At 61.3% G+C, this 22997-nt stretch carries 23 protein-coding genes and 2 pseudogenes; 15 read left to right on the top strand and 10 right to left on the bottom strand.

What is annotated here, in order from left to right; genetic code table 11:
* Nucleotides 1-125: 125 nt before the first annotated feature.
* A complete protein-coding gene (locus V5B40_RS10405; protein ID WP_332354425.1) occupies nt 126-668 on the bottom strand; it encodes a hydrolase in 543 nt (180 codons plus the stop codon).
* Between the two features lie 24 nt (nt 669-692).
* A complete protein-coding gene (locus V5B40_RS10400) occupies nt 693-1823 on the bottom strand; it encodes an ABC transporter substrate-binding protein (protein WP_332354424.1) in 1131 nt (376 codons plus the stop codon).
* Between the two features lie 254 nt (nt 1824-2077).
* On the opposite strand from V5B40_RS10400, the gene V5B40_RS10395 reads away from it, so the two are divergent.
* Nucleotides 2078-2692, top strand: coding sequence for an ankyrin repeat domain-containing protein (locus V5B40_RS10395; RefSeq protein ID WP_332354423.1), 615 nt, complete (start codon nt 2078-2080; stop codon nt 2690-2692).
* 38 nt (nt 2693-2730) lie between these two features.
* On the opposite strand, the gene fadD is transcribed toward V5B40_RS10395, so the two are convergent.
* Nucleotides 2731-4407 (bottom strand): long-chain-fatty-acid--CoA ligase FadD, encoded by a 1677-nt coding sequence (gene fadD / locus V5B40_RS10390; RefSeq protein WP_332354422.1) that lies wholly within the window; start codon nt 4405-4407, stop codon nt 2731-2733.
* A gap of 308 nt (nt 4408-4715) precedes the next feature.
* A complete protein-coding gene (fdxA, locus tag V5B40_RS10385; RefSeq protein WP_169068150.1) occupies nt 4716-5039 on the bottom strand; it encodes a ferredoxin FdxA in 324 nt (107 codons plus the stop codon).
* A 211-nt stretch (nt 5040-5250) separates the two neighbouring features.
* On the opposite strand from fdxA, the gene trxA reads away from it, so the two are divergent.
* The 6 genes from trxA (at nt 5251) to V5B40_RS10355 (ending at nt 12131) form a co-directional block, all read left to right on the top strand.
* Complete coding sequence (gene trxA, locus V5B40_RS10380; RefSeq protein ID WP_332354421.1) at nt 5251-5577, top strand: thioredoxin TrxA; 327 nt, start codon at nt 5251-5253, stop codon at nt 5575-5577.
* A 251-nt stretch (nt 5578-5828) separates the two neighbouring features.
* Complete coding sequence (gene rho, locus V5B40_RS10375; RefSeq protein ID WP_169068152.1) at nt 5829-7085, top strand: transcription termination factor Rho; 1257 nt, start codon at nt 5829-5831, stop codon at nt 7083-7085.
* Nucleotides 7086-7255: 170 nt separating this feature from the next.
* Nucleotides 7256-8158, top strand: coding sequence for a DUF4338 domain-containing protein (locus tag V5B40_RS10370; RefSeq protein ID WP_332352692.1), 903 nt, complete (start codon nt 7256-7258; stop codon nt 8156-8158).
* Nucleotides 8155-9669 (top strand): transposase family protein, encoded by a 1515-nt coding sequence (locus V5B40_RS10365; RefSeq protein WP_332354420.1) that lies wholly within the window; start codon nt 8155-8157, stop codon nt 9667-9669. The genes V5B40_RS10370 and V5B40_RS10365 overlap by 4 nt, the downstream gene beginning before the upstream one ends.
* A 357-nt stretch (nt 9670-10026) precedes the next feature.
* A complete protein-coding gene (gene rpmE, locus V5B40_RS10360) occupies nt 10027-10242 on the top strand; it encodes a 50S ribosomal protein L31 (protein WP_332354419.1) in 216 nt (71 codons plus the stop codon).
* Between the two features lie 206 nt (nt 10243-10448).
* Entirely contained in the window at nt 10449-12131 is a 1683-nt protein-coding gene (locus tag V5B40_RS10355; protein ID WP_332354418.1) for an ArnT family glycosyltransferase, read from the top strand.
* A gap of 18 nt (nt 12132-12149) precedes the next feature.
* Here the strand turns inward: V5B40_RS10355 and orn are convergent, their stop codons facing one another.
* Nucleotides 12150-12695, bottom strand: a complete 546-nt coding sequence (gene orn / locus V5B40_RS10350; RefSeq protein ID WP_332354417.1) for an oligoribonuclease — start codon at nt 12693-12695, stop codon at nt 12150-12152.
* Between the two features lie 44 nt (nt 12696-12739).
* Between orn and V5B40_RS10345 the strand changes: the two genes are divergently transcribed.
* The 4 genes from V5B40_RS10345 to V5B40_RS10330 are packed head-to-tail and all read left to right on the top strand — an operon-like array spanning nt 12740 to nt 15507.
* Nucleotides 12740-13978: a M48 family metallopeptidase gene (locus V5B40_RS10345; protein ID WP_332354416.1), complete on the top strand. Its 1239-nt coding sequence runs from the start codon at nt 12740-12742 to the stop codon at nt 13976-13978.
* A gap of 26 nt (nt 13979-14004) precedes the next feature.
* On the top strand, nt 14005-14346 hold the full coding sequence (locus tag V5B40_RS10340) for a 4a-hydroxytetrahydrobiopterin dehydratase (protein WP_332354415.1): 342 nt from the start codon (nt 14005-14007) through the stop codon (nt 14344-14346).
* Nucleotides 14343-15209 carry a ribosome small subunit-dependent GTPase A gene (rsgA, locus tag V5B40_RS10335; protein WP_332354414.1) on the top strand — a complete coding sequence of 289 codons (867 nt, stop codon included), beginning with the start codon at nt 14343-14345 and terminating at the stop codon, nt 15207-15209. The genes V5B40_RS10340 and rsgA overlap by 4 nt, the downstream gene beginning before the upstream one ends.
* Before the next feature lie 19 nt (nt 15210-15228).
* Nucleotides 15229-15507: a polyhydroxyalkanoic acid system family protein gene (locus V5B40_RS10330; RefSeq protein ID WP_332354413.1), complete on the top strand. Its 279-nt coding sequence runs from the start codon at nt 15229-15231 to the stop codon at nt 15505-15507.
* Nucleotides 15508-15546: 39 nt separating this feature from the next.
* Here V5B40_RS10330 and V5B40_RS10325 read toward each other — a convergent pair whose 3' ends face one another.
* Complete coding sequence (locus tag V5B40_RS10325) at nt 15547-15807, bottom strand: acyl-CoA-binding protein (RefSeq protein ID WP_332354412.1); 261 nt, start codon at nt 15805-15807, stop codon at nt 15547-15549.
* A 78-nt stretch (nt 15808-15885) separates the two neighbouring features.
* Between V5B40_RS10325 and V5B40_RS10320 the strand changes: the two genes are divergently transcribed.
* Complete coding sequence (locus V5B40_RS10320) at nt 15886-16086, top strand: hypothetical protein (protein WP_332354411.1); 201 nt, start codon at nt 15886-15888, stop codon at nt 16084-16086.
* Nucleotides 16083-16304 (top strand): hypothetical protein, encoded by a 222-nt coding sequence (locus V5B40_RS10315; RefSeq protein ID WP_332354410.1) that lies wholly within the window; start codon nt 16083-16085, stop codon nt 16302-16304. The genes V5B40_RS10320 and V5B40_RS10315 overlap by 4 nt, the downstream gene beginning before the upstream one ends.
* Nucleotides 16305-16349: 45 nt before the next feature.
* Here the strand turns inward: V5B40_RS10315 and V5B40_RS10310 are convergent, their stop codons facing one another.
* The 4 genes and pseudogenes from V5B40_RS10310 to V5B40_RS10295 form a co-directional block, all read right to left on the bottom strand.
* Nucleotides 16350-17123: a hypothetical protein gene (locus V5B40_RS10310; RefSeq protein ID WP_332354409.1), complete on the bottom strand. Its 774-nt coding sequence runs from the start codon at nt 17121-17123 to the stop codon at nt 16350-16352.
* Between the two features lie 42 nt (nt 17124-17165).
* On the bottom strand, nt 17166-17813 hold the full coding sequence (locus tag V5B40_RS10305) for a TetR/AcrR family transcriptional regulator (protein ID WP_332354553.1): 648 nt from the start codon (nt 17811-17813) through the stop codon (nt 17166-17168).
* 105 nt (nt 17814-17918) lie between these two features.
* Nucleotides 17919-19136 carry a patatin-like phospholipase family protein gene (locus V5B40_RS10300; protein ID WP_332354408.1) on the bottom strand — a complete coding sequence of 406 codons (1218 nt, stop codon included), beginning with the start codon at nt 19134-19136 and terminating at the stop codon, nt 17919-17921.
* Nucleotides 19137-19336: 200 nt separating this feature from the next.
* Nucleotides 19337-19919, bottom strand: a pseudogene (locus V5B40_RS10295) (phasin family protein).
* Nucleotides 19920-20085: 166 nt separating this feature from the next.
* Between V5B40_RS10295 and V5B40_RS10290 the strand changes: the two are divergent.
* Nucleotides 20086-22070: pseudogene (locus tag V5B40_RS10290) on the top strand (SDR family oxidoreductase).
* Nucleotides 22071-22224: 154 nt separating this feature from the next.
* Nucleotides 22225-22695, top strand: a complete 471-nt coding sequence (locus V5B40_RS10285; protein WP_332354407.1) for a ProQ/FINO family protein — start codon at nt 22225-22227, stop codon at nt 22693-22695.
* Nucleotides 22696-22997: the final 302 nt, after the last annotated feature.

The raw sequence follows: 22997 nt of genomic DNA, 5'->3' as shown, positions 1-22997 counted from the left end.
AGTGGGCTACAGCGGGAAAGCCAGATTGTAGCGGAAAACACGCCCTCCTCAAACCTCATCGAGGACGGCCGAGAACCGGGCTGAGCATAATTTCGGGCCTTGAAAACGGCCCTCGCCGGCACGAATCAGCGAATAAACTCGCGGCTGACTTCGCGAAAAATTTCAGTCCCGGCCTGCCGCAACCATTCGAAGGCGACCATTTCACGCGACACGATGTCGGCACCGTGCGCACGCATACGTTCCAGCGCCAGCGCCTTGTCGGTCCTTCGCCGCGACCCGACCGCCTCCTCGACGACGAAAACATGGCGGCCGGCGGCGATCAGATCGAGCACCGTCTGCTGGACGCAGACATGCGCTTCGGTGCCGGCAACGACAAATTGCGCGCGATCGCCACCAACCGCCCGAAAGAGGGCACCTTCGGCGACCGCAGAGAAATGCATCTTCTCGATGCGGCAGTCGTCCGGCAGCAGAGCGCGCAAAGACGGCATGGTCGGTCCCAGGCCTTTCGGATACTGTTCAGTGCAGAGCACCGGGACGCCCAGACGCTGCGCCAGTCGAGTCAGCCAGGAGCTGGCTTCAAGGACGGCTGTAGCGTCGTGGATTGCCGGATAAAGGCGCTCCTGCAAATCAACCAGCAGCAAAGTGGAACGGTCAGCATGAATCAACATTTCATATCTCCAGACGACAGGCGATCAAGCTTTGGACGCCAGGAACTTGCGCGCCCCCAAGGCGACGAGCAGCAGCCCCAGTGCGGCACCGCCCAGCATCCAGGGCACGAAGGGACCGAGACCGCCAGCGTCCGGATCGTACACAAAGCCCAACAGGTCAGTGCCAGGCTTGAGCTTGCCCTGCGCGGTGTAGACATCGACGACATGCTGCCAGCGCGCAATAGTCATTGCTCCCGAGGCGACGCCCGCTGGTCGCGCCAGGTCCCGAATCTGCCGCGCTTCGAAGAGCAGCTGCTCGCGGCTCTTGTTCTGCGTGTTGTATTTGGCGAAGACCCTATCGACCAGTTCCTCGGGGTGATCGAACGCATACTCCAGGCCCTTGAGGGTTGCCGCGCGAAACGCACGCACCGTCTCGGGATGCGCTTGCAGAAAACTCTCCGAGGTGAACAGCAGCATGCCGTAGAAGTCGATCGCCGCGCTACGCGGCAGGAGCAACAGGTAATCACCGCCGGCAAGCAACTCCCCTGCAGCCGCGTCGCCGATGAAGACGCCGACCGCTTCTGCCTGCCCTGCCAGCAGCGCCCGGCGCGCATCACCGATATCCGGCAGGTGCTCGAACTTCCCCGACGGCAGCGCGCTCGCCGCGAGGAAAGCCAGGATCTCGTTCTCGGTGGCGTGACTGGTACCGACACGCTTGCCGGCAAGATCGCCCGCCGAGGCGATTCCGGCCTGCCGGCTGGCCAGCAGGCCGACCGGTGAATGCTGGAGCAAGGCGGCGACGGCAATTACCGGCCGTCCGTTGACACGTTCGACGAGCAGTGTCGAATCGAGCGTCCCGAAGTCGGCCCGCCCTTCGGCGACCTCCTGGGCCACATCGACGCCAGGCGACCATTCTCTGAGCGAGACATCGAGCCCGGCTTCGTGGTAATAAGCTTTCTCCAGGGCGGCAATGAAGGCCGCGAACTCGAACTGATACTTCCAGCCGAGCTGCACGGAAACTGCTTGCCGCGACTCGGGCTTGCCAGCCGCCGGCTGCGCCACCGCTGGCGGCTGCCCGGCAAGCAAGGCAAAGACAAACATCAGCCTGGCGGCGACGTGCACCAGGCGGCGAAGCGTGTGATCGGCGCCAGCGGAGAGACACGGAAAGGTAGTCATCGACAGCGATGGTAATATGCGCGACGCTGGGCGCCAAGCACGAACTCGACATTGCAGACATCCGGGAAGCCCGGCAAGGCCGCAAGCGATCAGCGAGCAACGAGGAACGAGAGAGTTCGCCGAACGATGAACGATAGGGCTACGCCCTGCCCGCCGCGGCGGTCACGGAGTCGACAGACAGGCGCAAGGCCATCAAACTGGAAGCTGGAGCAAGTGAGCAACAGCAGTTTCATCCTGGCAGGAGATCTTCGCAGATGAAAACAGCCGCAATTTACGCCGCGCTGCTGGCCGTTGCCGTCTTGGCGCTCGCCCTGACCGGATGCGGCGAGAAGTCGGCGGACAATGCGCAAGCGGTCACGCCCGAGGTGGTGGAAACGATTCCGGCCGAAACCCCGCCACTGGTCAAGGCGGCCATTGCCGGAAACCTGACGGAAATCAGGGCGTTACTCGACGCTGGCGCAGAAATCGACGCGACTGACGCACTCGGCAGAACGCCACTGCATATGGCCGCCTTCTATGGCCATCCGCGAACGACCGCGCTGCTGATTTCGCGCGGTGCAAACATCGAAGCCAAGGACCGTATCGGCATGACACCCCTGCACGCAGCGGTGATTTCAGGGGGCAGGCGCGAGGTGGAAACGCTGATCGAGCGCAACGCCGATGTGACCGCAAAAACCGACGCCGGACAGACGCCGCTTCACCTGTCGGCAGCAACCGGCCAGCCAAAGCTCTCACAGTACCTGATCGCACAGGGTGCCGATCCGAAGAGCACGGACCTGGACGAGAAAACGCCGCTCTTCTACGCATCGCGAAACGGCCACCCCATCACTACCGGCGTTCTCAAGAAATACGTCAGCAGCAACAATTAAAGCGAGCGCAGCGCACCCCAGCGCCCGGCCCCGGACAATCAGGCCTTTTTCAAAGCCTCGTCGCGCAGTTCGCGGCGCAGGATCTTCCCGACATTGGTCTTCGGCAACTCGCTGCGGAACTCGATCTGGCCCGGCACTTTATAGCCGGTCAGATGTTCTCGACAATGGGCGATCAGTAACTCGGGAGTAAGCGCTGGATCCTTCTTGACTACGAAGATCTTGACGGCCTCACCCGACTTCTCATGCGGCACGCCGACTGCCGCCACTTCCAGCACGCCAGGATGGAGAGCAACAACGTCCTCGACCTCGTTGGGGTAAACATTGAATCCTGAGACGAGGATCATGTCCTTCTTGCGGTCGACGATGCGCACGAAGCCCTTTTCGTCCATCACCGCAATGTCGCCGGTGAGAAGAAAACCATCGGCCATGATGACCTTCGCGGTTTCCTCGGAGCGATTGTAGTAACCCTTCATCACCTGCGGTCCACGCACGCAAAGCTCACCACGCTCACCGAGCGGGACGTCGGCGCCCGCATCGTTACGAATCACCACTTCCGTGGACGATATGGGCAAACCGATCGAGCCATTGTACTCGGGGATATCGAGCGGATTGATGGTCGCCGCTGGCGACGTTTCAGTCAGGCCATAAGCCTCGATCAATGGCTTGCCGGTCACGACTTTCCACTTCTCGGCGACCGCTTTCTGTACCGCCATGCCGCCGCCAAGCGTTACCTTGAGCTTGCTGAAATCGAGCGCCCGGAAAGCATCACTGTTGAGCATCGCGTTGAACAGGGTGTTGACGCCAGTGAGTACCGTAAAGGGATGCTTGGCCAGCTCGGCGACAAAGGCCGGAATATCGCGCGGATTGGTGATCAGCAAGTTGCTGGCACCGACCTTGAAAAAGGTGAAGCAATTCGCGGTCAAGGCGAAGATGTGGTAGAGCGGCAAGGCCGTCACGACCAGATGCTGCTCCTTGCCAAGTGCCGGCTTGATCCAGGCGTGCGCCTGCGCCAGATTCGCCAGGATGTTGCGATGGGTGAGCATCGCCCCTTTCGAAACACCGGTTGTGCCACCGGTGTATTGGAGAAAAGCGAGATCGCCCTGAACGACGCTCACCGATTGCAGTTCGGCGGCTGCACCCTCGGCCAGCGCGGCCCGGAAATTCACCGCCTGCGGCAGATTCCAGGCCGGAACCATTTTCTTGACGTACTTGACGACGAAATTGACAATCGCAGCTTTTGGGAAGCCGAGCATGTCGCCAAGCCGAGCTACCACGACATGCTTGACCGGCGTCCGCGCCACCACCTGCTCCAGAGTCGCGGCAAAGTTCTCGAGAATGACGATGGCCTCAGCACCCGAATCCTTGAGTTGATGCTCGAGTTCGCGCGGGGTGTACAGCGGGTTCACGTTCACCACCACATAGCCCGCTCGCAAGGCCCCGAAAATACAAATGGGATACTGCAGGACATTGGGCATCATCAGCGCCACGCGCGCGCCCTGTGGCAGCTTTAGGACCGATTGCAGATAGGCGGCGAAATCACGCGACAACTTGTCGAGTTCCCCGTACTTGAGCTCGACACCCATGTTGATATAGGCAACCCGATCACGATACTGCGCGACGCTTTTTTCGAAAAGCTCACCCAGCGACTGAAATTCATTCAGTTCTATTTCGGCCGGCACGCCCTGCTGATAGCTCTTGAGCCAGATCTTTTCCATCTGCTCTCCTCCTCTGTCACGCTGTTGATAGGGTGTACCGCTGGCATCGCCTGGCTCGCCACCTCCCGGCTGCTCACCAGCGCAACCACTAGCGCACATCTGTTCGCTACGGTTTTAATTCTAAGGGATTTTTGCAGCCTGATGAACTGCACTTCAAGCAGCACCGGCATCGGAATTTGGAATTTCGAGTCGATACAGCCGTCGGACGACAGGGCGCCGCGCACGCAGGAAGCAAGCAAGCAAGATCCAGCGCACGGGCCACGGGCACAACAGGCTTTGTCAACGGCAAGCGTTGCCCCGCTGCGAACTCAGCGTTCGAGGAGCTTCAGCTTGTCCGGTTGGTTGTTCCACTCGTCGGCATCGACCGGAGGTTCCTTGCGCTCGGCAATGACCGGCCAGCTCTTGGCCAACTCGGCATTGAGCGCGATGAAGGCGCGCTGCGAGTCGGGCACATCGTCCTCGGCGAAGATGGCCTCCGCCGGACACTCCGGGACGCACAGGGTGCAATCAATGCACTCATCCGGATCAATGACCAGGCAATTTGGACCTTCATGAAAGCAGTCAACGGGACAGACATCGACACAGTCCGTGAATTTGCACTTGATACAGTTCTCAGTAACGACGTAGGTCATTGTCTCTGATCTGGAAATTGAGATGCCCGCTACTATAGCCCATTTGCCGAGTGCGAGACAGCCTGGCGGCGTCCTTTGCTTCCCTTCCCGGGATTTTTTCGCTAGCATGAGCGGGCTAGCTGACCCTCCGCTCGTGGCTTCCACCAAGCATGCGGCCCGCTTCGGTTACGCACCCCATCCAAGTCAACAGTCCCCTGCAAGAGGCTTCTTAATGAGCGAACACATCCACCATGTTACGGACGCCAGCTTCGGCGCCGATGTCCTTCAGTCAGAGCAGCCGGTTCTGATTGACTACTGGGCCGAGTGGTGCGGTCCCTGCAAGATGATTGCCCCCCTCCTCGACGACATTGCCAACGATTACGCTGGCCGTCTGAAGGTTGTCAAGTTGAACATCGATGACAACCAGAAGACGCCTGCCAGCTATGGAATTCGCGGCATTCCGACGCTGATGATTTTCAAGAATGGCCAACCGGCGGCCACCAAGGTCGGCGCCCTGTCGAAGCTGCAACTGACCACTTTCATTGACAACAATCTCTGAAGCCGTTACCCTGCGTCCGAAGGTTCGATGGGTGCAAGCTCTGGCCCATAACAAATCAAGAATCCGCGCTGAGTCAATTCAGCGCTGAACCTTCAGCGGAACCGTCAGCGGATCCTCCAAACGTCCTCTCCCGATCGTCGTAGCCCCCTCCCGCCTTCGCCGCACTGCGTTCAGTACGCGCTTCATTCGCGACAACGCGTGGCGCTTCTGGTTTTCCCCTTCCCGGTGTCCCCCTTCTTCGTCTCCAGCGCATGCATCTATCCGAACTCAAAGCACTCCACGTCAGCCAGCTACTTGAAATGGCGGTCACCAACAATGTTGAAGGCGCGAACCGCCTGCGCAAGCATGAACTGATCTTCGCCTTGCTCAAGAATCAGGCGCGAAAAGGCGAGACCATCTTCGGCGATGGCACGCTGGAAACGCTCTCCGACGGTTTCGGCTTTCTGCGCTCGCCGGACACTTCGTATCTGGCCAGCACCGACGACATCTACGTCAGCCCCAGCCAGATCAGGCGCTTCAACCTGCATACCGGCGACACCATCGAGGGCGAGATTCGCACGCCAAAAGACGGCGAACGCTATTTCGCCCTGGTCAAGGTCGACAAGATCAATGGTGAAGTGCCCGAAGCGTCGAAGAACAAGATCCTCTTCGAAAACCTCACACCGCTGCACCCCGCCGAGCACCTGAAACTCGAACGTGAAATCCGTGGCGAAGAGAATATTACCAGTCGCATCATCGACATCATCGCGCCCATCGGCAAAGGCCAGCGCGGCCTTCTCGTAGCCAGCCCGAAGAGCGGCAAGACGGTCATGATGCAGCATATCGCACACGCCATTACCACCAACCACCCGGACGTCACGGTCATTGTCCTGCTGATTGACGAACGCCCCGAGGAAGTCACCGAAATGACACGTTCGGTGCGTGGCGAAGTGGTCGCCTCGACTTTCGACGAACCCGCCACACGTCACGTGCAGGTCGCCGAGATGGTGATCGAAAAGGCCAAACGCCTGATCGAGCACAAGCGCGACGTGGTCATTCTGCTCGACTCGATCACGCGCCTGGCGCGCGCCTACAACACCGTGCAGCCGGCATCCGGCAAGGTGCTGACTGGCGGCGTCGATGCCAACGCCCTGCAAAAGCCGAAACGCTTCTTCGGTGCCGCACGCAACATCGAAGAGGGGGGGTCGCTGACGATCATCGCCACCGCCTTGATCGACACCGGCAGCCGCATGGACGACGTAATCTACGAGGAGTTCAAGGGAACCGGCAACATGGAAATCCACCTCGATCGCCGCATGGCCGAAAAGCGCGTCTATCCGGCAATCAACGTCAACCGCTCGGGCACCCGCCGTGAGGAACTGCTGCTCAAGCCGGATGTGCTGCAGAAGATGTGGGTCCTGCGCAAGTTGCTCTACAACATGGACGATCTCGACGCGATGGAGTTTCTGCTCGACAAGATCAAGGCGACCAAGAACAACGCCGAGTTCTTCGACTCGATGCGCCGCTGATCGACACGGCGATCACAGCGCTGAAGCATGACGACGCCGGCCCAGTAGTGGCAAGGCGTTGCGGTGGGCAGGCAAAAAAAACCTTCGCACAAGAGGGCTAGACAGCCGGGCGGACTTCTGGCAGGATAGGTGGAGCGTAATCAATCTGCGCTTCAGTCGGAGGTTTTGCGATGCTTGCAACGAGTGCGGGGGAATGGGTGCACTGTGGTCGCGTGTTCAGCGCGACGGAGATTGCCGAGCTCTGCGCGACGGTCGCGTGGCTGCCGGGATTGGCACGCAAGGAGTTGGCGGCGACGGTCTGCGAGCACCTGGGCTGGACCACCCTGACGGGGACGGCGAAGATCAGCGCCTGCCTGGACTTCCTGGAGCGTTTGCAGGCGGCCGGATTGCTGGTACTGCCTGCGTTGAGGCCCTCGCCGCCGCGCCGTTGCGCGCCGCCCTCGGCATCCGTCGCCCCCGTTGCCGAGCCGGCGGTGCACTGCGCCCTGTCGGCGCTCGCGCCGGTGTCCCTGGAAGTGGTTCGCGACGCGACCCGGGTGGCGCAGTGGGATGCGCTGGTGGCGCGTTGGCACCCGCTGGGTTTCCAGGGGGCCTTCGGCTACCGGCTGCGCTACTTTATCACGGCGGGCGACCGGCGGCTGGGCTGCGTCCTGCTGTCCGGTGCTGCCCGCGCGGTGGCCGTGCGCGATCAGTGGATCGGCTGGACGGCCCAGGCCCGCCGCGAGAACCTGGCGCGGGTGGTGAACAACAGCCGCTTCCTGATCTTTCCGCACGTCCGGGTGCCGCATCTGGCCAGTCATGTGCTCGGGCAACTCGCGCGCCGCACACGCGCGGACTGGCTCGAACACTGGGGCTTCGAGCCCCTGCTGCTGGAGACCTTCGTCGATCCGCGTCACTATGCCGGCACCTGCTACCGTGCCGCCGGTTGGCAGTTGCTTGGGGCAAGCAGCGGGCGCGGGCTGGCCCGCCCTGGCCAGTCCTATCACAGCACGCCCCGCCAGGTGTGGGTCAAAGCGCTGACCTCGGATGCTTGCGCCTCGTTGTGTGCCGCGCCGGGGAGCCCGCGGTCATGAGCAAACCTTGCCGTCGCCCGACACGCGTGGCCATCAAGAAGCTGCGCTCAGAGAAGAAACGGCAGGAGAAGGTACTGAACGCGAAGCTGCGCGCAACGGGACAAGTCCCCCACTCAGCCGCTCCATTGCCCAACAGAAGCTCGGCCTTCGCGACCGTCGACGAGGAACACCGCGAGGACGCCGTGAGCAAACAGATGCGCCTCCTGCGCAAAGAGCTGCCCGCCTTGCTCGCTCAACTGGAACAAATTCCCGACCCGAGAGATCCCAAAAAGCGCCGGCACAAGCTGACCGTGCTTCTGCTCTACGGCTTGCTGATGTTCGTCTTTCAGTTCTCCTCCCGGCGCGAGACCAACCGCGAAATATCCCGTCCCCAGTTCATGGCCAACCTCCACCTGCTGTTCCCGGAGATCGATACCCTGCCACACGCCGACACCCTGTTTCGGCTGTTGCGCGACATTGACCTTGAACAGCTCGAACAGGCCCACGTCGATCTGGTGAGGCGGCTGATTCGCGGCAAGAACTTTCGCCGCTATCTGATCGACCACTGCTATCCGATCGCCATCGACGGCTCACAGAAGCTCGCTGGCGACACCCTCTGGACGGAGGAACTCCTGCAACGTACCGTCGGCAAGGACGAAACCCGTCACACCCAGTACTTCGTCTACGTCCTCGAGGCCAGCTTTGCCTTCCACAACGGCCTGGTCATCCCACTGCTCAGCGAGTTCCTCGAACACGCGCTGGGCGAACCCGAAGCGCAAAAGCAGGACTGCGAGCTGCGCGGCTTTGTGCGCTTGAGCGACCGGCTCAAGACGCTGTTCCCCCGCCTGCCGATCCTGCTCCTGCTCGACGGCCTCTACGCCAACGGGCCGGTGATGCGGCGCTGCTTGCGCGCCCACTGGCAGTTCATGATCGTGCTCAAGGACAAGGATTTGTCCACGGTCTGGCAGGAGTTCCGCGCGCTCCACGCCCTGAAGCCACAAGTTGTGCAGCGCGGTTGGGGAAGACGCCGACAACACTTCAGCTGGGTCAACGACATCGACTACGCCTTCGCTGCCAACGGGCGTCAGCGTCTCAAGCTGAATCTGGTGGTCTGTGAGGAAAGCTGGGAGAAGATCGATGAACAGGCCAGGACCGTCACCGAAACATCGCGCCACGCCTGGCTCTCCAGCCAACCGCTCAGCCAAGACAATGTCCATGAGCGCTGCAACCTCGGGGCCCGCCACCGCTGGGGCATCGAAGCGGGCTTCCTCGTCGAAAAACATCAGGGCTACCACTACGAGCATGCCTTTGCCCTCGACTGGAATGCCATGAAAGGCTATCACCTCCTCATGCGCCTGGCGCATGTGTTCAATACCCTGGCACGCTTCACCCGACAGCTACGCGATCTCTATCAGCAACTCGGCGTGCGCGGTGCCATCGCCTTCATTCGAAGCTCCTGCGCCGCCCCCTGGCTCGACCCAGCACGAATCCGCGCGCTCCTCGCCGCTCCATTCCTGCTTCAACTTGAGTGACCTCACACAGGCGTACCCGAAACATCCTCTCGAGCGCGGCGTACGCCGCGTTCGGAAAGGCTCGCCTGGCGATCGTACCGCCGTCCAAAAAATTCTTTCGGCATCCTCCTGGCTGACTCCACCACCCGTCCTTTGCCGCTAGCCAACCGCAATTTGACCGCCTCGACCGCAAAAGCGGGCGTTACCGGCAAATGAGCCTGATTCGGCTGGGTCATGCGTCAGGGCTGCGGCGATCATCAGCCGATTGCAGATGATCAAGAAATCACCGATAATCGCGTTCTTTCAAAAAAATGCTCTCGTGCCGATCGCCTCTCCCGGCGATGGCCAGACCGCACGAACACACAGGAGAAGCACCCGATGAAAGCCAACATTCATCCAGCATACAACGAACTCGCGGTGACCTGCTCCTGCGGCAACACCTTCGCCACCAAGTCGACAATGAAGAAAGACTTGCATGTCGAGGTCTGCGCGGCCTGTCATCCTTTCTACACCGGCAAACAGAAGATCATCGACACCGCTGGTCGGGTCGAGAAATTCAACCAGAAATACGGCGCGATGCGCAAGTCGGCTTAAGCCACGCCAAAGACTCGACTGGAGTCGGCAGAAAAGGCAGCCGGAAGGCTGCCTTTTTTCATGTGGATTAATGTGAAAGTCGCGCATGCGACTCACGAAACTCCCGCATCCCCTTGCGGGAGAAGGGCCCGGAGAAGAGGGGGACGGTCATGACTTTCATGCGCTGGGGTGTTGCGGCATGTCATGACCGTTAGCAGAAGACGAGGATGAGCACCAGTTCAGCGATGTCAGCTCAGCCGGAGCAGAAACGATTCAAGGGGATCACGCTACCGCCGAGTGGCTGGACTCTGGCGATCCTGCTCGTCCTTTATATTTTTACCGGGCTGCTCGGCCACGACCCATGGAAAAACGACGATGCGGTGACCATCGGCGTGGTCCACGATCTGGTCCGCAACGGCCACTGGCTGAGCCTGAGCCTGGCGGGCGCTCCCTACCCCGACGCGCCCCTGCACTATTGGGTGGCGGGAGCGACTAGCTACCTGTTTGCCTGGCTTTTGCCGCTACATGAAGGGACGCGACTGGCCAGCGGCGCGTTTACGCTCCTCGCCCTGACCTTCATCTATCTCGCGGCACGTGAACTGCACGGCCGCGAGCAAGCGCCGGCAGCCCCGCTGCTGCTGGCGGGCAGTATCGGTTTCCTGTTCCACGCCCACGAAGCGCAACCGATGCTGGCAACACTGACCGCGCACACCGCCGCCTACTGGGGCCTTGCCCAGCTCAACGGCCGGGCGCTGCGTGGCGCGTGTTGCGTCGGCGCCGCTCTCGGCCTCGGTTTCCTCGCCAACGGGCTGGCAGCAATGCTGCCGTTGTTACCCGTGGCCGCCTTTGCCGCCTGGCGCGCCGAAAACCGCCAGCGTGCGATCGTGATGCTGCTTGGCTCGCTGCTCCTGGCGGCTCTGCTTGCTGGCGCCTGGCTAGTTGCCTTGCAAAGTGACGCACCCGATTTCCTGGCCGCTTTCTGGCAGGGCGAGCTGGCCGTGTTCGCGGGCGGCAGTCAGCCACTGCTCAATCTGACGCGCCTTTCCGGTTTGCTCCCCTGGTACGCATGGCCGGCGCTGCCCCTCGCCGGCTGGACACTGTGGGCCAAGCGTCGGCAATTGCGCACGCTTCCTTTGGCCTTGCCGATTTTCGCTTTCTTGGTGACCCTGCTGGCCATCATCACCTACCTTGGCGCACGTAGCACGACGGCCTTGCTGCTGCTGCCGCCGCTGGTTCTGCTCGCCGTCCCGGGCGTTTCATCGCTGCGCCGAGGTGCGGCGAACGCCTTCGACTGGTTCAACATGATCACCTTCAGCTTCTTTGCCATTCTGGCCTGGATTGGCTGGTCGGCACTGGTGTTCGGCTGGCCGGAGAGGCTGGCACGGCAGGCCATTCGGCTCGAACCGGGCTTCGTCGGTCAGTTCAACTTGCTGGGCGTCAGCTTCGCTGTGCTCGGGACACTGATCTGGTCCTGGCTGATCGTCACCAGCCCACGCTCGCCGATGCGCGGCATCATGCACTGGATGGCCGGCCTGACCCTGTTCTGGCTGCTGATTGCGACCCTCTGGATGCCCTGGATCGATTACGGAAAAACCTACCGTCCGGTGTCCGCGGCGCTGGCCAAAGCACTACCCGAGAAGCGCGGGTGCATCGCCGGACTGAACCTTTCCGACTCCCTGCTCGCCTCGCTCGACTATTTTGACGGCATACGCACGCTGGCGCTGTCCAGCCCCGCCGGAAAGAAATGTGATCTGTTGCTGACCACGCATGCTGCGCCAGGCGCTGGCAACTGGCAAAAAGTGTGGGAGGGTGGACGGCCCGGTGATCGTCGCGATAACGAAAAGCTGCAGCTCTACCGGCGTCAAGCGAAGAAGACCGCCAACCGCCAACCAGGCGGCAATCAGCAGTAAGCTGCCGCAGCGGCCTTCTCAAAGCCTGATGAAATGCTCGCGGTAGTATTTCAGCTCTTCGACAGACTCGCGGATATCCGCCAGCGCGGTGTGATCGGCCTTCTTGACAAAGCCTTTCGCCAGCTCGGGTTTCCAGCGCCGACACAGTTCCTTGAGGGTGCTGACATCGAGATTCCGGTAGTGGAACCAGGCCTCGAGCTGCGGCATGTACCTGACCATGAAGCGCCGGTCCTGACCGACGGAATTGCCGCACATCGGGCTGACCGACTGGCCAACGTACTCCTGCATGAAGGCCAGCGCGGCCGCTGCAACGGCCCCCTCGTCGAGCGCAGACGCCTTGACGCGAGCGATGAGGCCCGAGCGCGCGTGCGTTTTCTGGTTCCACTCGTCCATGGCGTCCAGGCAGGCGTCATCCTGATGGACCACCCACGCCGGTGATTCGGCGATCGTCGTCAGCTGACTGTCGGTGACGATCATCGCCAGCTCGATGATGCGATCGCGCTCAGGTTCCAGGCCGCTCATTTCCATGTCCAGCCAAACGAGGTGATTTGCATCCTGTGCCATATAATCCGCCTGAACCGATAAAACGACTATTGTGTCACACTCGTATGCTCAATCCTTTCTCTCTCGCCTTCCTTGCCGCCCTGCTGGCGATGTTCATCCTGCGTCTCTGGCTGGCTCAACGCCAGATCTCGCATGTCATTGCGCACCGCGCAACGGTTCCCGCGAGCTTCGCCGACCGCATCGAACTTGCCGCGCACCAGAAAGCCGCTGACTACACGGTGAGGCGGACCCGCTTCGGCAGAATCGACCTCGCCGTCGAAGTCGCGCTGCTGCTCGCCTTGACGCTCGGAGGCGGCCTGCAGGTACTGCACGACTTCTGGTCGCAACGACTCGACGGCCTGCCCTACGGCGTCGCCCTGATCTTTAGTGTGCTGGCGATCTCGGCCATCATCGATCTGCCACGGGCGCTTTATCGACAGTTCGTCATCGAAGAAGAATTCGCCTTCAACCGCATGACCCCGCGGCTGTTTCTCGCCGACCTCCTGAAGCAGGCGGCCCTTGGCCTCGCCATCGGCACGCCGGTGCTGCTCGCCGTGCTCTGGCTGATGGAAAGAATGGGCAGCCTGTGGTGGCTCTACGTGTGGCTCTTCTGGTGCGTCTTCAACCTGCTGATCCTGTTCCTTTACCCGACCTGGATCGCGCCGCTGTTCAACAAGTTTGTCGCCCTCGACGACGCGCCGCTGAAAGCGCGTGTCGAAGCCTTGCTGAGCCGCTGCGGCTTTAGCAGTTCGGGCCTTTTCGTGATGGACGGTTCGAAGCGCTCCAGCCACGGCAACGCCTATTTCACCGGCTTCGGCAAGAGCAAACGCATCGTCTTTTTCGACACCCTGCTCGGCCGCCTGCAGCCTCTCGAGGTGGAGGCCGTGCTGGCGCACGAGCTCGGGCACTTCAAACATCGGCACGTCATCAAACGCATTGCCATGCTCTTCGCGCTGTCGCTCGGCTTTCTCGCCCTCCTCGGGCAACTGATCGACGCCAGCTGGTTCTTCAACGGCCTCGGTGTCGAAACGCAGAATACGGCCCTGGGACTGCTGCTGTTCTTCCTCGCCGCGCCGGTGTTCACCTTTCTGCTGACCCCGCTGCTGAGCCTGCTCTCACGCCGCGACGAATTCGAGGCCGACCGCTACGCAGCCGACAAGGCTTCCGCCAGCGATCTCGTTGCCGCACTGGTCAAACTGTACGAAGACAATGCCGCCACCTTGACCCCCGACCCGCTGCACTCGCTGTTCTACGATTCTCACCCACCCGCAGCACTGCGTATTGCACGCCTGCAGCAGGGGTGAACCCGGCACCCGAGGATCTCGCCGCCATGACAACCGCACACGAACTTGCCCGCGAACATTGCCGCCCCCTGCGCGGCAGCGAACACCTGCTCGAGCCAACGCAGGCAGCCAGCCTGCTGACCTGCCTGCCGGGTTGGCAGATTTCTGACCGTGGCGTGCTGCAGAAGGAATTCACCTTTGCCAGCTACGCCGCGACGCTGCTCTTCGTCAATACCGTCGCTGGCCTCGCCGAACGCGAAAACCACCACCCCGACCTGGAAGTCGGCTACGGCCGTGTCAAGGTCAGCTACAGCACGCACGATGTCGGTGGCCTGTCGCGCAACGATTTCACCTGCGCTGCAAAAATTGAGGCCCTGACAGGGTTTTGAAGCTGACCGGCACCGTCGTCGCAGCTTACGGCCGGCAATACCGGGTCGAGCTGGCCGATACCACGACGCTACTCTGCTTCCCTCGCGGCAAGAAGAGCGCCATCGCCTGCGGCGACCAGGTCATCGTCGAACCAAGCAGCGCCAATCAGGGGGTGATCAGCTCGATCGAAGCGCGCCGAACCCTGCTCTATCGCTCGGACCACTTCAAGCAGAAACTGATTGCCGCCAACGTCACGCAAGTGATTGTCGTGGTCGCCACCGAACCCGCTTTTTCGGACGAGTTGATCACGCGCTGCATCGTTGCTGCGGAGAGCCAGGATATCAAGGTGTTGATCGTTCTCAACAAGTGCGACCTGAGCGAGCGGGTGGCAGCAGCCCGGGCGCCGCTGGCGCAGTATGAAAAGCTCGGCTACCCGGTCGTGATGCTCTCCGCGACACAGGACAGCGCCCTCCTCCTGCCCCATCTTGCCGGCCATCTCAGCCTGCTGATCGGCCAATCCGGGATGGGCAAATCAACCCTGATCAATTCCCTGATCCCCGACGCCCGAGCAGCCACGCGCGAGATCTCGGAAGCGCTCAACACCGGCAAGCACACCACCACGCATTCCCGGCTCTACCGTCTCGGCACGGCCGCGGCGCTGATCGACTCGCCGGGGCTGACCGAGTTCGGCCTGCAGCACCTGTCGTCGGAGGACATCGCGCTGGCGTTTCTCGAACTTCGCCCGCTGCTCGGCAAGTGCCGCTTTCGTAACTGCCGGCACGACCGTGAACCCCACTGCAGCGTGCATACTGCGCTCGGGCAAGGCGACATTGACCCACGCCGCTACGCGGTATTCCGCTCACTCTGCGCCGAAATCGGCTAACCCCACAGGAGTCTTTACGATGAGCGACATCAGTATTCGCCGCAGCCATGGAAAAACGCGCGCCCAGGCCCGTAAATCCGCTGAACACATGGCTGCCGAGTTGAAGGAAGAGTTCGACCTGGATTACGACTGGGACGGCGATGTCATGAACTTCAAGAGGCCAGGCGTTAGCGGCGAGTTGTCGCTCGACAGCAAGGAGGTCTCGCTCGACATCACGCTCGGTTTGCTGCTCTTCGCGCTCAAGCCAAGCATCGAGCGCGAAGTACACCGTTTCTTCGATGAGAATTTTCCAGCCTGAGCCTTGCGTTCCCGGCTGAGGCCGGCGGCCAAGGCTGCTTCAGCTCGCGTGCAAGCTCTCGACCAGCGCGATGTACTGCTTCATCGCATCGTCAGACGCAGTCTCTTTTATCGCAGCCCAGGCGTCATACTTGGCGCGACCAACCAGGTCCGTAAACCCTGGACGCCGGCCCTCGACATCGCCATCGGTGGCCTGCTTGTAGAGCGCATAAAGCTTCAGCAAGGAGGCGTTGTCCGGCCGCTCGCTGAGGGTCTTGGAACTGGCCACGGCGGCCTCGAACTGGGTCTGTAAATCACTCATGCTGATCTCTCCGGTCGATAAACTGATGAATCGTCTTGCCATTATATGCCTTAGCCATTTTCTCCGGGAGCAGTTGCGATGACCGCGCGCGAACAAGTTTCCCACGTCGACACCGCCTGGCTACACATGGACCGACCTGAAAATCTGCTGCAAATCGTCGGTGCACCGGGACTGGCGCCAGCGCTGATCGACACGGCAGGGCTGGCGACGCGAGCGATAGAGGCGACTTCTTCTGGCAGCTGGTCCTTGAACCGCTCAGCGAAGTCAGCGCGAGCGTGATCCGCGTCGGCGGCAAGCTCTGGGGACAATACGTCGGCTGCAAGCTCTGGGGACAATACTCGCGCTGCGCCAAGGAGTCGGCGCCAATCGGCGACCTTGCCCGGATCGGCGGCGCCGTTGCCCGAGAAATCGGCAAACCGGCGCTGATGCCGGCGCGCAGCCCGACACACTTCAAGGGAAAGCCGGGCACGGTCAAGCGGGTCGCCTGGCCAAGCTGACCCGCGTCGCCCGCGCGAACAACGCGGCACGGCTACGGCGAAGCCTCAATCAGCCAGTTCGGCCCGCGCCGCTTCGACATCGAGGCGCTCCATCGCGTCCATCGGCGTGAAGGCCGCGGCCTCCTGATAGAAGCGCTCGGCGTCCTTCATTTTCGCCTTGCCAAACATCATCACCAGGGCATTCGCATACTCGATGCGGGTAATCGCAGAATCGGGGTTAAGCTTCAGAGCCGCTTCGAAAAGTTCGTTGGCGGTGCTCTTCTTGACTCCGTAGGTCACTCCCCCGACCAGCGCTCCGACCTTGTCGAGTACCTCGGCGTGATAGGCGCCCAGCGCGACACGTGCGTCGGCGTGCCGGGGTTGCAGTTCGAGAGCCTGCAGCAGACTGTGTTTGATCTTGCCGCCGAGGCCCTGCGTCAGCGCCTTGACCACCGAGATGCTCTGGCTGTAGCGGCCAAGGGCGTAGGCGTGCAAATACCAGCAATTGGCGTCGCCCGGCGTTTTCTCCTGCTGCTCCTCGCAGCGCCGAGCGACTTCCATAAGTAGTCGACGCTTGTGCTCGTCATCGGTATCGAGGTAATTCGCATGGATGGCGGCAGCCTTGTTGGCGGCGTTGTAGCCGGCCATGCCACAGGCCAGGCCGGACTCGACCGCTTTGCCAAAGTCACCCGCGTGATAACTGCGCCAGGCATCCTGGACCTTGGCGTCCTCGGGAAACGGCTCGCAGTCGCCACAATGCAGGCGCTCCCAGCTCTTCTGCAGCGCCGCGCCGGGATAGGCGTAGGCCTTTTCGGGATAGGGAAATTTGTTCCAAGCCATGATCTTCCTCCAGATGCGTGAGCAATTTCCAAGCGCCTGCTGCTACGTCGTGACGTACTCGCGCGACAGCTTTTCGAGCAGCATTTTCGATTCGTCAAGCAGAAATGGCGAGAGCATCGCCATCACCTGATACACACCGCGCCCGATGCGACCGCTCTCGATCTTGCCGCGTGGATCGCAAGCGTACTCGAACGACAGCCAGTAGCTGGCGATCACCGCCGCGTTCGTTGCTAGAGCCCGCAGTTCCAGAGTTGTCGCCCGCATGGCACCCGTCGCTACCAGGCCCTCGCAAAGAATGGTTGCGGTATGCACTTTGTGCGCCATGATCTGCTTGAAATGGATCTCGAGCAGGCGATTGCGAGTCAGCAGATCGTTCAGATCGCGGTAGAAGAAGCGGTACTTCCAGATCGTCTCGAAGAGCAGATGCAGAAACAGCCAGATATCTTCCACATCGGCCAGGCGCCGCGTCGGCGCGGCAAGCGTTTCCTCGATCTCGCGCTCGAAGACGACGAAAATCTCCTCGATGATCTCGTCCTTGTTGTGGAAGTGATAGTAGAGGTTGCCGGGACTGATGTTCATCTCGTCGGAAATGACCGTCGTCGTCACGTTCGGCTCACCAAAGTCATTGAACAAGCGCAGGCTGGTCTCGACGATTCTCTCGCGGGTTCGCCTCTTCGGTTTGTTCTCCATCCGTCCCCCATCGCAAGCCTGATTGTCGACGCGGGTCAGGATAGCACCGCTGGCAAGCGCAGGGAATGCCACTCGCCTTGTTCCCGAGGGCGGGAGCAACGGGAGTCACGTCTTTTGCGCCTGCAACCACCGCTCCAGGTCAGCCAAGGACGAATCGAGCGCGCTGGCGCTGCTCGCCAGATCCGGACGGCGCTTGCGTGACAGGAGAGAGCGCGTGTGATCCTTGAGCACGCCGAGATTCAATTGGAAGCCATGGCGCGCAAGAATGGGCTGCAGTTCGTGGCGGCGCTGATAGAGGTCCTTGCGGGTACGCTGATAGGCATGCTCACAGAGGCGACTACGGCCACGATAGCTGAAGACATTGGTAAAGAACATGTCAGCATCGTCGCGTGTCGGTTCGAAGAGCAGCACGTCGGCCCCTGCGAACTCGAGCCGGTAGCGGTCCATGCCGGTGCGCATTCGCGAGTGGATGATGGCGCGAAAAGTCTGTGCCAGGACGACCGGCAAACCGCCCTCGACCAGATGTGTGGGCGCCGACGCCGAACGTTCGTGCGCCGGCCGCTGCGCCGCTAGCCGAGAATCAAAAGGCACCAGCGGGTTGATGCAAATCACCAGCTCGGCGCCTTCGTGCAGCGCAACGGAAGCGTGCAGAGTCTTGATCAAGGCGCCATCGACAAAATAGCGCTCGCCGATCCTGACCGGTGGGAACAAACCCGGCAAAGCCGCACTTGCCTGCACGGCGACGGAAATCGGCACATCGTCATACCCCGCCGAGCCGAAGGCCACCGACTCACCCGTGTCGAGATCGGTCGCCACCAGAAAAAGCTGGTGCTTCAACTGGCGAAAATCGTTGCTTCGCCCACCCGTCGAAAAAAGCTTGCAGAGCAGCTTGTCGATTCCCGCATTGTTGAAAACGCCGGTCGGAAGCGCATGACTGAGGCCCTGGAAAGCCTCCACCAGACGAAGGTGCCAAGGGTCGGACAGATACTGCCGCAAGGACGACCAGAAGATAACCGGCACCGACATGGCGCGCCGGATGTATTCACCGAAAGCCGGCCGTAACAACATGCCGGGGTCGAACACTTCGTTGTTGTCCTTCTCGACGAGCATCCTGGCCAGGGCCGCAGGCCCCAAGCCGTTGGCGACCGCAGCGGAAAGCAGGGCTCCGGAACTGACACCGACGTAGATGTCGAACTCGTTGAAATCGACGCCGTCGAGCGCCTCGGACAAGGCGGCCATTGCGCCCACTTCGTAGATTCCACCCACCGGACCGCCGCCGGCGAGCGCCAGCGCGATCTTTGCAGGCCTGCTTGTCGCAGTCATGGAGTAGCCCTTTTACTTGAGAAAGCGCGGTCAGAGGCAGCGCCGAAGGACCAGCGGATGATCCGCGAGTCACGCGACAGGGTGCACAAGGCGAGACCCGCCCTCCCGTACTGAGCCTGCTGCGCTGCAGAAAACTCTTGCGCGCAGCTTACGGAGCCAGAAGTCGTTCAGAAACCTGGCACCGCAAGCTGGCGACCGGATTACTCGGCGCCACTCTTGGGAAGCGTATTCAGCACGTCGGCGGGCGTTACCGGCACCGCCGGCTTGGCTGCTGCTGCTTTCCGTACCGCAGGCTTGCGGACAGCGGGCTTGGCGGCGGCGGTAACCGCTTGCGCAACGCTCGCCGCCGCCCGCGTGGCCGACTTGACCGTGGTCCTGGGACTGGCCGGCTTGGCGGCAGGCTGCCCTTCCGTCAGCGCCTGCACCGCGGCGCTCAGATCAACGACGCGTCTTGGACAGCTTGTCGATATCCTGCTTACTCGGCACGCCGAGGCTTCCCAGGGCACGCGCCACGCGGTCCTCGAAAACCTGCTCAAGGCGATCCCAGGTCCCGGTTGCCTTGCCGGCCACATCGGCGATCTTTTCATCGGTCATCTTGCGCGTCTTGGCCTGAATGGTCTCGCCTTCCTTGACCAGCGCGTCGAACACCTTGCCGCCCTCTTCCTGTGCCTTGGCAAAGGCGCCAAGACCCGCCAGCCAGATTTGCTGGGCAGATTCCTTGACCGTCGATGCCAGTTGGTTCTCGTTGACGTCACCCGCCAGTTCTTTGAGTTTCTTGCCCATCTTTATCTCCTTGAAGGTACTAATCAAAAGGTGACAAGCTTTTTCGCTTGCCCTGGAAACCAAGTCTAGTGACAATATCTAGAGGACGCACACTAAAGGCCTGGGTTGCAAGCTCTAGCGACTGATAGTCTAGGCAAGAAAATGACATGAATTTCGGGAGACAGCAATGAATTACTTCGTCACGGGGGCCACTGGGTTCATCGGCAAGCGGCTGATCACCAAGCTACTGGCCCGCCCAGACGCGGTCGTCTATTTCCTGGTGCGCAGCGTCGAAGCAGACCGGATCCAGGAACTTTACGAGTTCTGGAACAGCGACGAAAAGTGCGTCATCCCCATCGTCGGCGACCTGACACAGGCCAAGCTGGGGATCTCGAAAACCGATATTCGCAAGCTGAAAGGCAAGGTCGATCACTTCTTCCATCTGGCCGCCGTCTACGACCTCAAGGCCAGCGCCGAGGAGCAACAGCGGGCCAATGTCGACGGCACACGCAACACGGTGCAGCTGGCGGAGGAAATCGCCGCCAGGCACTTCCACCTGCCAGCTCGATCGCCGCCGCCGGACTCTTCGAAGGCTTGTTTCGCGAAGACATGTTCGACGAAGCGGAGAACCTGGAGAATCCCTACTTTCGCACCAAACACGATTCCGAGGCCATCGTTCGCCAGGAATGCAGGATCCCGTGGCGCGTCTTCCGTCCGGCGATCGTTGTTGGCGACTCGCGGACCGGCGAGATGGACAAGATCGACGGCCCCTATTACTTCTTCAAGCTGATCCAGAAGATCCGCAAGACCTTCCCGGCGTGGATGCCGACCATCGGCATCGAGGGTGGGCGCATCAACGTCGTACCGGTCGACTTCGTGGTCGCCGCGATGGACCACATTGCGCACCTCAAGGGCGAAGATGGTCAGTGCTTCCACCTCACGGATCCGACGCCAATGCGCGTTGGCGACCTGCTCAACACCATCGCTCGCGCGGCCCACGCACCGGAAATGGCCATGCGCATCAACGCCGCACTGCTCGGCTTCATCCCGCGCTCGGTGCGCAAGGCGATGTTCTCCCTGACGCCCGTTCGACGTATTCGCAACGCAGTGATGAAGGACCTCGGCCTGCCTGACGACATCCTCGACTTCGTCAATTACCCGACCCGCTTCGATTGCCGCGAAACGCAGCGCGCACTCAAAGGCACCGGCATCGCCGTGCCGGCGTTCGATAGCTACGCCTGGCGCCTGTGGGACTACTGGGAACGTCACCTTGACCCCGACCTGTTCATCGATCGCACCTTGCGCGGCAATATTGAGGGCAAAGTGGTACTGGTCACCGGCGGTTCGTCCGGAATCGGCAGGGCCGCCGTCCGCAAGATGGCCGAGGCCGGCGCGATCGCGGTCACCATTGCCCGCGATCAGCAGACTCTTGACGAAACCCGCGCGGAGTTCGAGGCCGCTGGCCTGCAACTGATCACCTACGCCGTCGACATCGCCAACAAGGAACAATGTGACGCACTCGTAAAAGCCCTCAACGAGGAACACGGCGGCGTCGACATCCTGGTCAACAACGCCGGACGCTCGATTCGCCGCGGCATCGAGAACTCCTTCGATCGCTTCCACGATTTCGAACGCACGATGGAAGTGAACTATTTCGGCGCGCTGCGGCTGACCATGGGCCTACTTCCCGGAATGCTGACCAAGCGCAAGGGACAGGTGATCAACATCTCGTCCATCGGCGTCCTCACCAACGCCCCACGCTTCTCGGCCTACGTCGCCTCGAAAGCGGCGATGGACGCCTGGGCGCGCTGCGCCGCCTCCGAGTTTACCGACCGCGGCATCGAATTCACGACCATCAACATGCCCCTGGTGCGCACGCCAATGATCGCGCCAACCAAGATCTACGAACAGGTCCCGACACTGTCACCCGAAGAAGCCGCCGACCTGATCGTCGAAGCGATCATCCACAAACCGGTGCGTATCGCCACCCGACTGGGAATCTTCGGTGCCTTGCTGCACTCGCTGACGCCGAAGGCGGCGCAGATCATGATGAACACCAGCTTCCGCATGTTCAGCGATTCCAGCGCCGCCACGCACAAAAAAGGTGACTCGGCGCCGCAAACAGCCGACCAGATCGCCTTCTCGCAAATAATGCGCGGAATTCACTTCTGAGGGTCATGATCTGGCGAGTCGTACGCGGCTTTCACCTTGACATCCGCCAAGCCACTCTGCTGCCCCTGGAACTCGTGATGCGCTCCCCTGCTCTCTCCGTTGTCTCTTTTTCCCCTTTTCGCCTTTGCGCATAACACACGTAAGCACACCATTCATGACTACATCCACCCCTGGCCCGGAAACCAAACCGGAAGCCTGCAGCGCACCGATAAACCCGACGGACAAACCCCTTCCCAGCCAGAATGCTCGCCAGCTGCTCAAGGACTTGCAGGAAAAATTCCCCGTCTTCCGCGACAGCCAGCCGCTGGCCATCGGCATCGACAAGCAACTCATGGCGCGACTGCCAGGCCTCGAGCGCAAACCCTTGCGTATTGCCCTGGGAATCCACACTCACTCACTGCGCTACCTGAAAGCAAGCGAAAAGGCGGCGACCCGCGTCGACCTCGACGGCCAGCCGGCCGGCGAAATCACGTCCGAGCAACGCCAGCATGCCTCGGAACTGGTCAAGGAGCGCCTCAAGAAGCAGGCCGAGCAACGCAAGATGCAGCGCGAGGCGGAAGCCCAGGCTCGTCAGCACGCCGCGAAACTCGGCAAGCTGGTCGAAAAGTTCGGCCGCAGCACGTGAGCACCCGGAACAGCGCTCGGCGCTGATCAGCGCTGGCCCGCAGCCGCCTGCAGGCTTCCTGCATAGCGACGGAGGGAGCGAGCCGCTTTCGCAGCCACGACAGTGGCGGTTTTATTACATCCGCACCACTTGCACGACCCAAGTATTAAATATTTCAGCAAGCAGCTGTTTGGTAAATATTTGCTTAATTTCCTATACTTCATGCATAGAGGGTATACAGGCACGGTCAGGTGGGCCTGTATACGGCGAGATCGATAAAGCCCGTTTTCCTAACAGGCCCACGAGGAGTCACAATAATGAAA

This window comes from Candidatus Accumulibacter meliphilus (assembly GCF_036625345.1).
Classification (GTDB): Bacteria; Pseudomonadota; Gammaproteobacteria; order Burkholderiales; family Rhodocyclaceae; genus Accumulibacter; species Accumulibacter meliphilus.
This window is presented reverse-complemented; position numbering and strand designations above follow the sequence as displayed.

Coding starts and splice junctions, on each gene's coding strand:
- V5B40_RS10300 (WP_332354408.1), bottom strand. CDS start 19,136: ATGACTGCGACAAGCAGGCCTGCAAAGATCGCGCTGGCGCTCGCCGGC.
- trxA (WP_332354421.1), top strand. CDS start 5,251: ATGAGCGAACACATCCACCATGTTACGGACGCCAGCTTCGGCGCCGAT.
- V5B40_RS10305 (WP_332354553.1), bottom strand. CDS start 17,813: ATGGAGAACAAACCGAAGAGGCGAACCCGCGAGAGAATCGTCGAGACC.
- rho (WP_169068152.1), top strand. CDS start 5,829: ATGCATCTATCCGAACTCAAAGCACTCCACGTCAGCCAGCTACTTGAA.
- V5B40_RS10285 (WP_332354407.1), top strand. CDS start 22,225: ATGACTACATCCACCCCTGGCCCGGAAACCAAACCGGAAGCCTGCAGC.
- V5B40_RS10325 (WP_332354412.1), bottom strand. CDS start 15,807: ATGAGTGATTTACAGACCCAGTTCGAGGCCGCCGTGGCCAGTTCCAAG.
- V5B40_RS10355 (WP_332354418.1), top strand. CDS start 10,449: ATGAGCACCAGTTCAGCGATGTCAGCTCAGCCGGAGCAGAAACGATTC.
- V5B40_RS10340 (WP_332354415.1), top strand. CDS start 14,005: ATGACAACCGCACACGAACTTGCCCGCGAACATTGCCGCCCCCTGCGC.
- V5B40_RS10330 (WP_332354413.1), top strand. CDS start 15,229: ATGAGCGACATCAGTATTCGCCGCAGCCATGGAAAAACGCGCGCCCAG.
- V5B40_RS10345 (WP_332354416.1), top strand. CDS start 12,740: ATGCTCAATCCTTTCTCTCTCGCCTTCCTTGCCGCCCTGCTGGCGATG.
- V5B40_RS10320 (WP_332354411.1), top strand. CDS start 15,886: ATGACCGCGCGCGAACAAGTTTCCCACGTCGACACCGCCTGGCTACAC.
- fadD (WP_332354422.1), bottom strand. CDS start 4,407: ATGGAAAAGATCTGGCTCAAGAGCTATCAGCAGGGCGTGCCGGCCGAA.
- V5B40_RS10400 (WP_332354424.1), bottom strand. CDS start 1,823: ATGACTACCTTTCCGTGTCTCTCCGCTGGCGCCGATCACACGCTTCGC.
- V5B40_RS10365 (WP_332354420.1), top strand. CDS start 8,155: ATGAGCAAACCTTGCCGTCGCCCGACACGCGTGGCCATCAAGAAGCTG.
- fdxA (WP_169068150.1), bottom strand. CDS start 5,039: ATGACCTACGTCGTTACTGAGAACTGTATCAAGTGCAAATTCACGGAC.
- orn (WP_332354417.1), bottom strand. CDS start 12,695: ATGGCACAGGATGCAAATCACCTCGTTTGGCTGGACATGGAAATGAGC.
- V5B40_RS10395 (WP_332354423.1), top strand. CDS start 2,078: ATGAAAACAGCCGCAATTTACGCCGCGCTGCTGGCCGTTGCCGTCTTG.
- V5B40_RS10405 (WP_332354425.1), bottom strand. CDS start 668: ATGTTGATTCATGCTGACCGTTCCACTTTGCTGCTGGTTGATTTGCAG.
- V5B40_RS10370 (WP_332352692.1), top strand. CDS start 7,256: ATGCTTGCAACGAGTGCGGGGGAATGGGTGCACTGTGGTCGCGTGTTC.
- rpmE (WP_332354419.1), top strand. CDS start 10,027: ATGAAAGCCAACATTCATCCAGCATACAACGAACTCGCGGTGACCTGC.
- V5B40_RS10310 (WP_332354409.1), bottom strand. CDS start 17,123: ATGGCTTGGAACAAATTTCCCTATCCCGAAAAGGCCTACGCCTATCCC.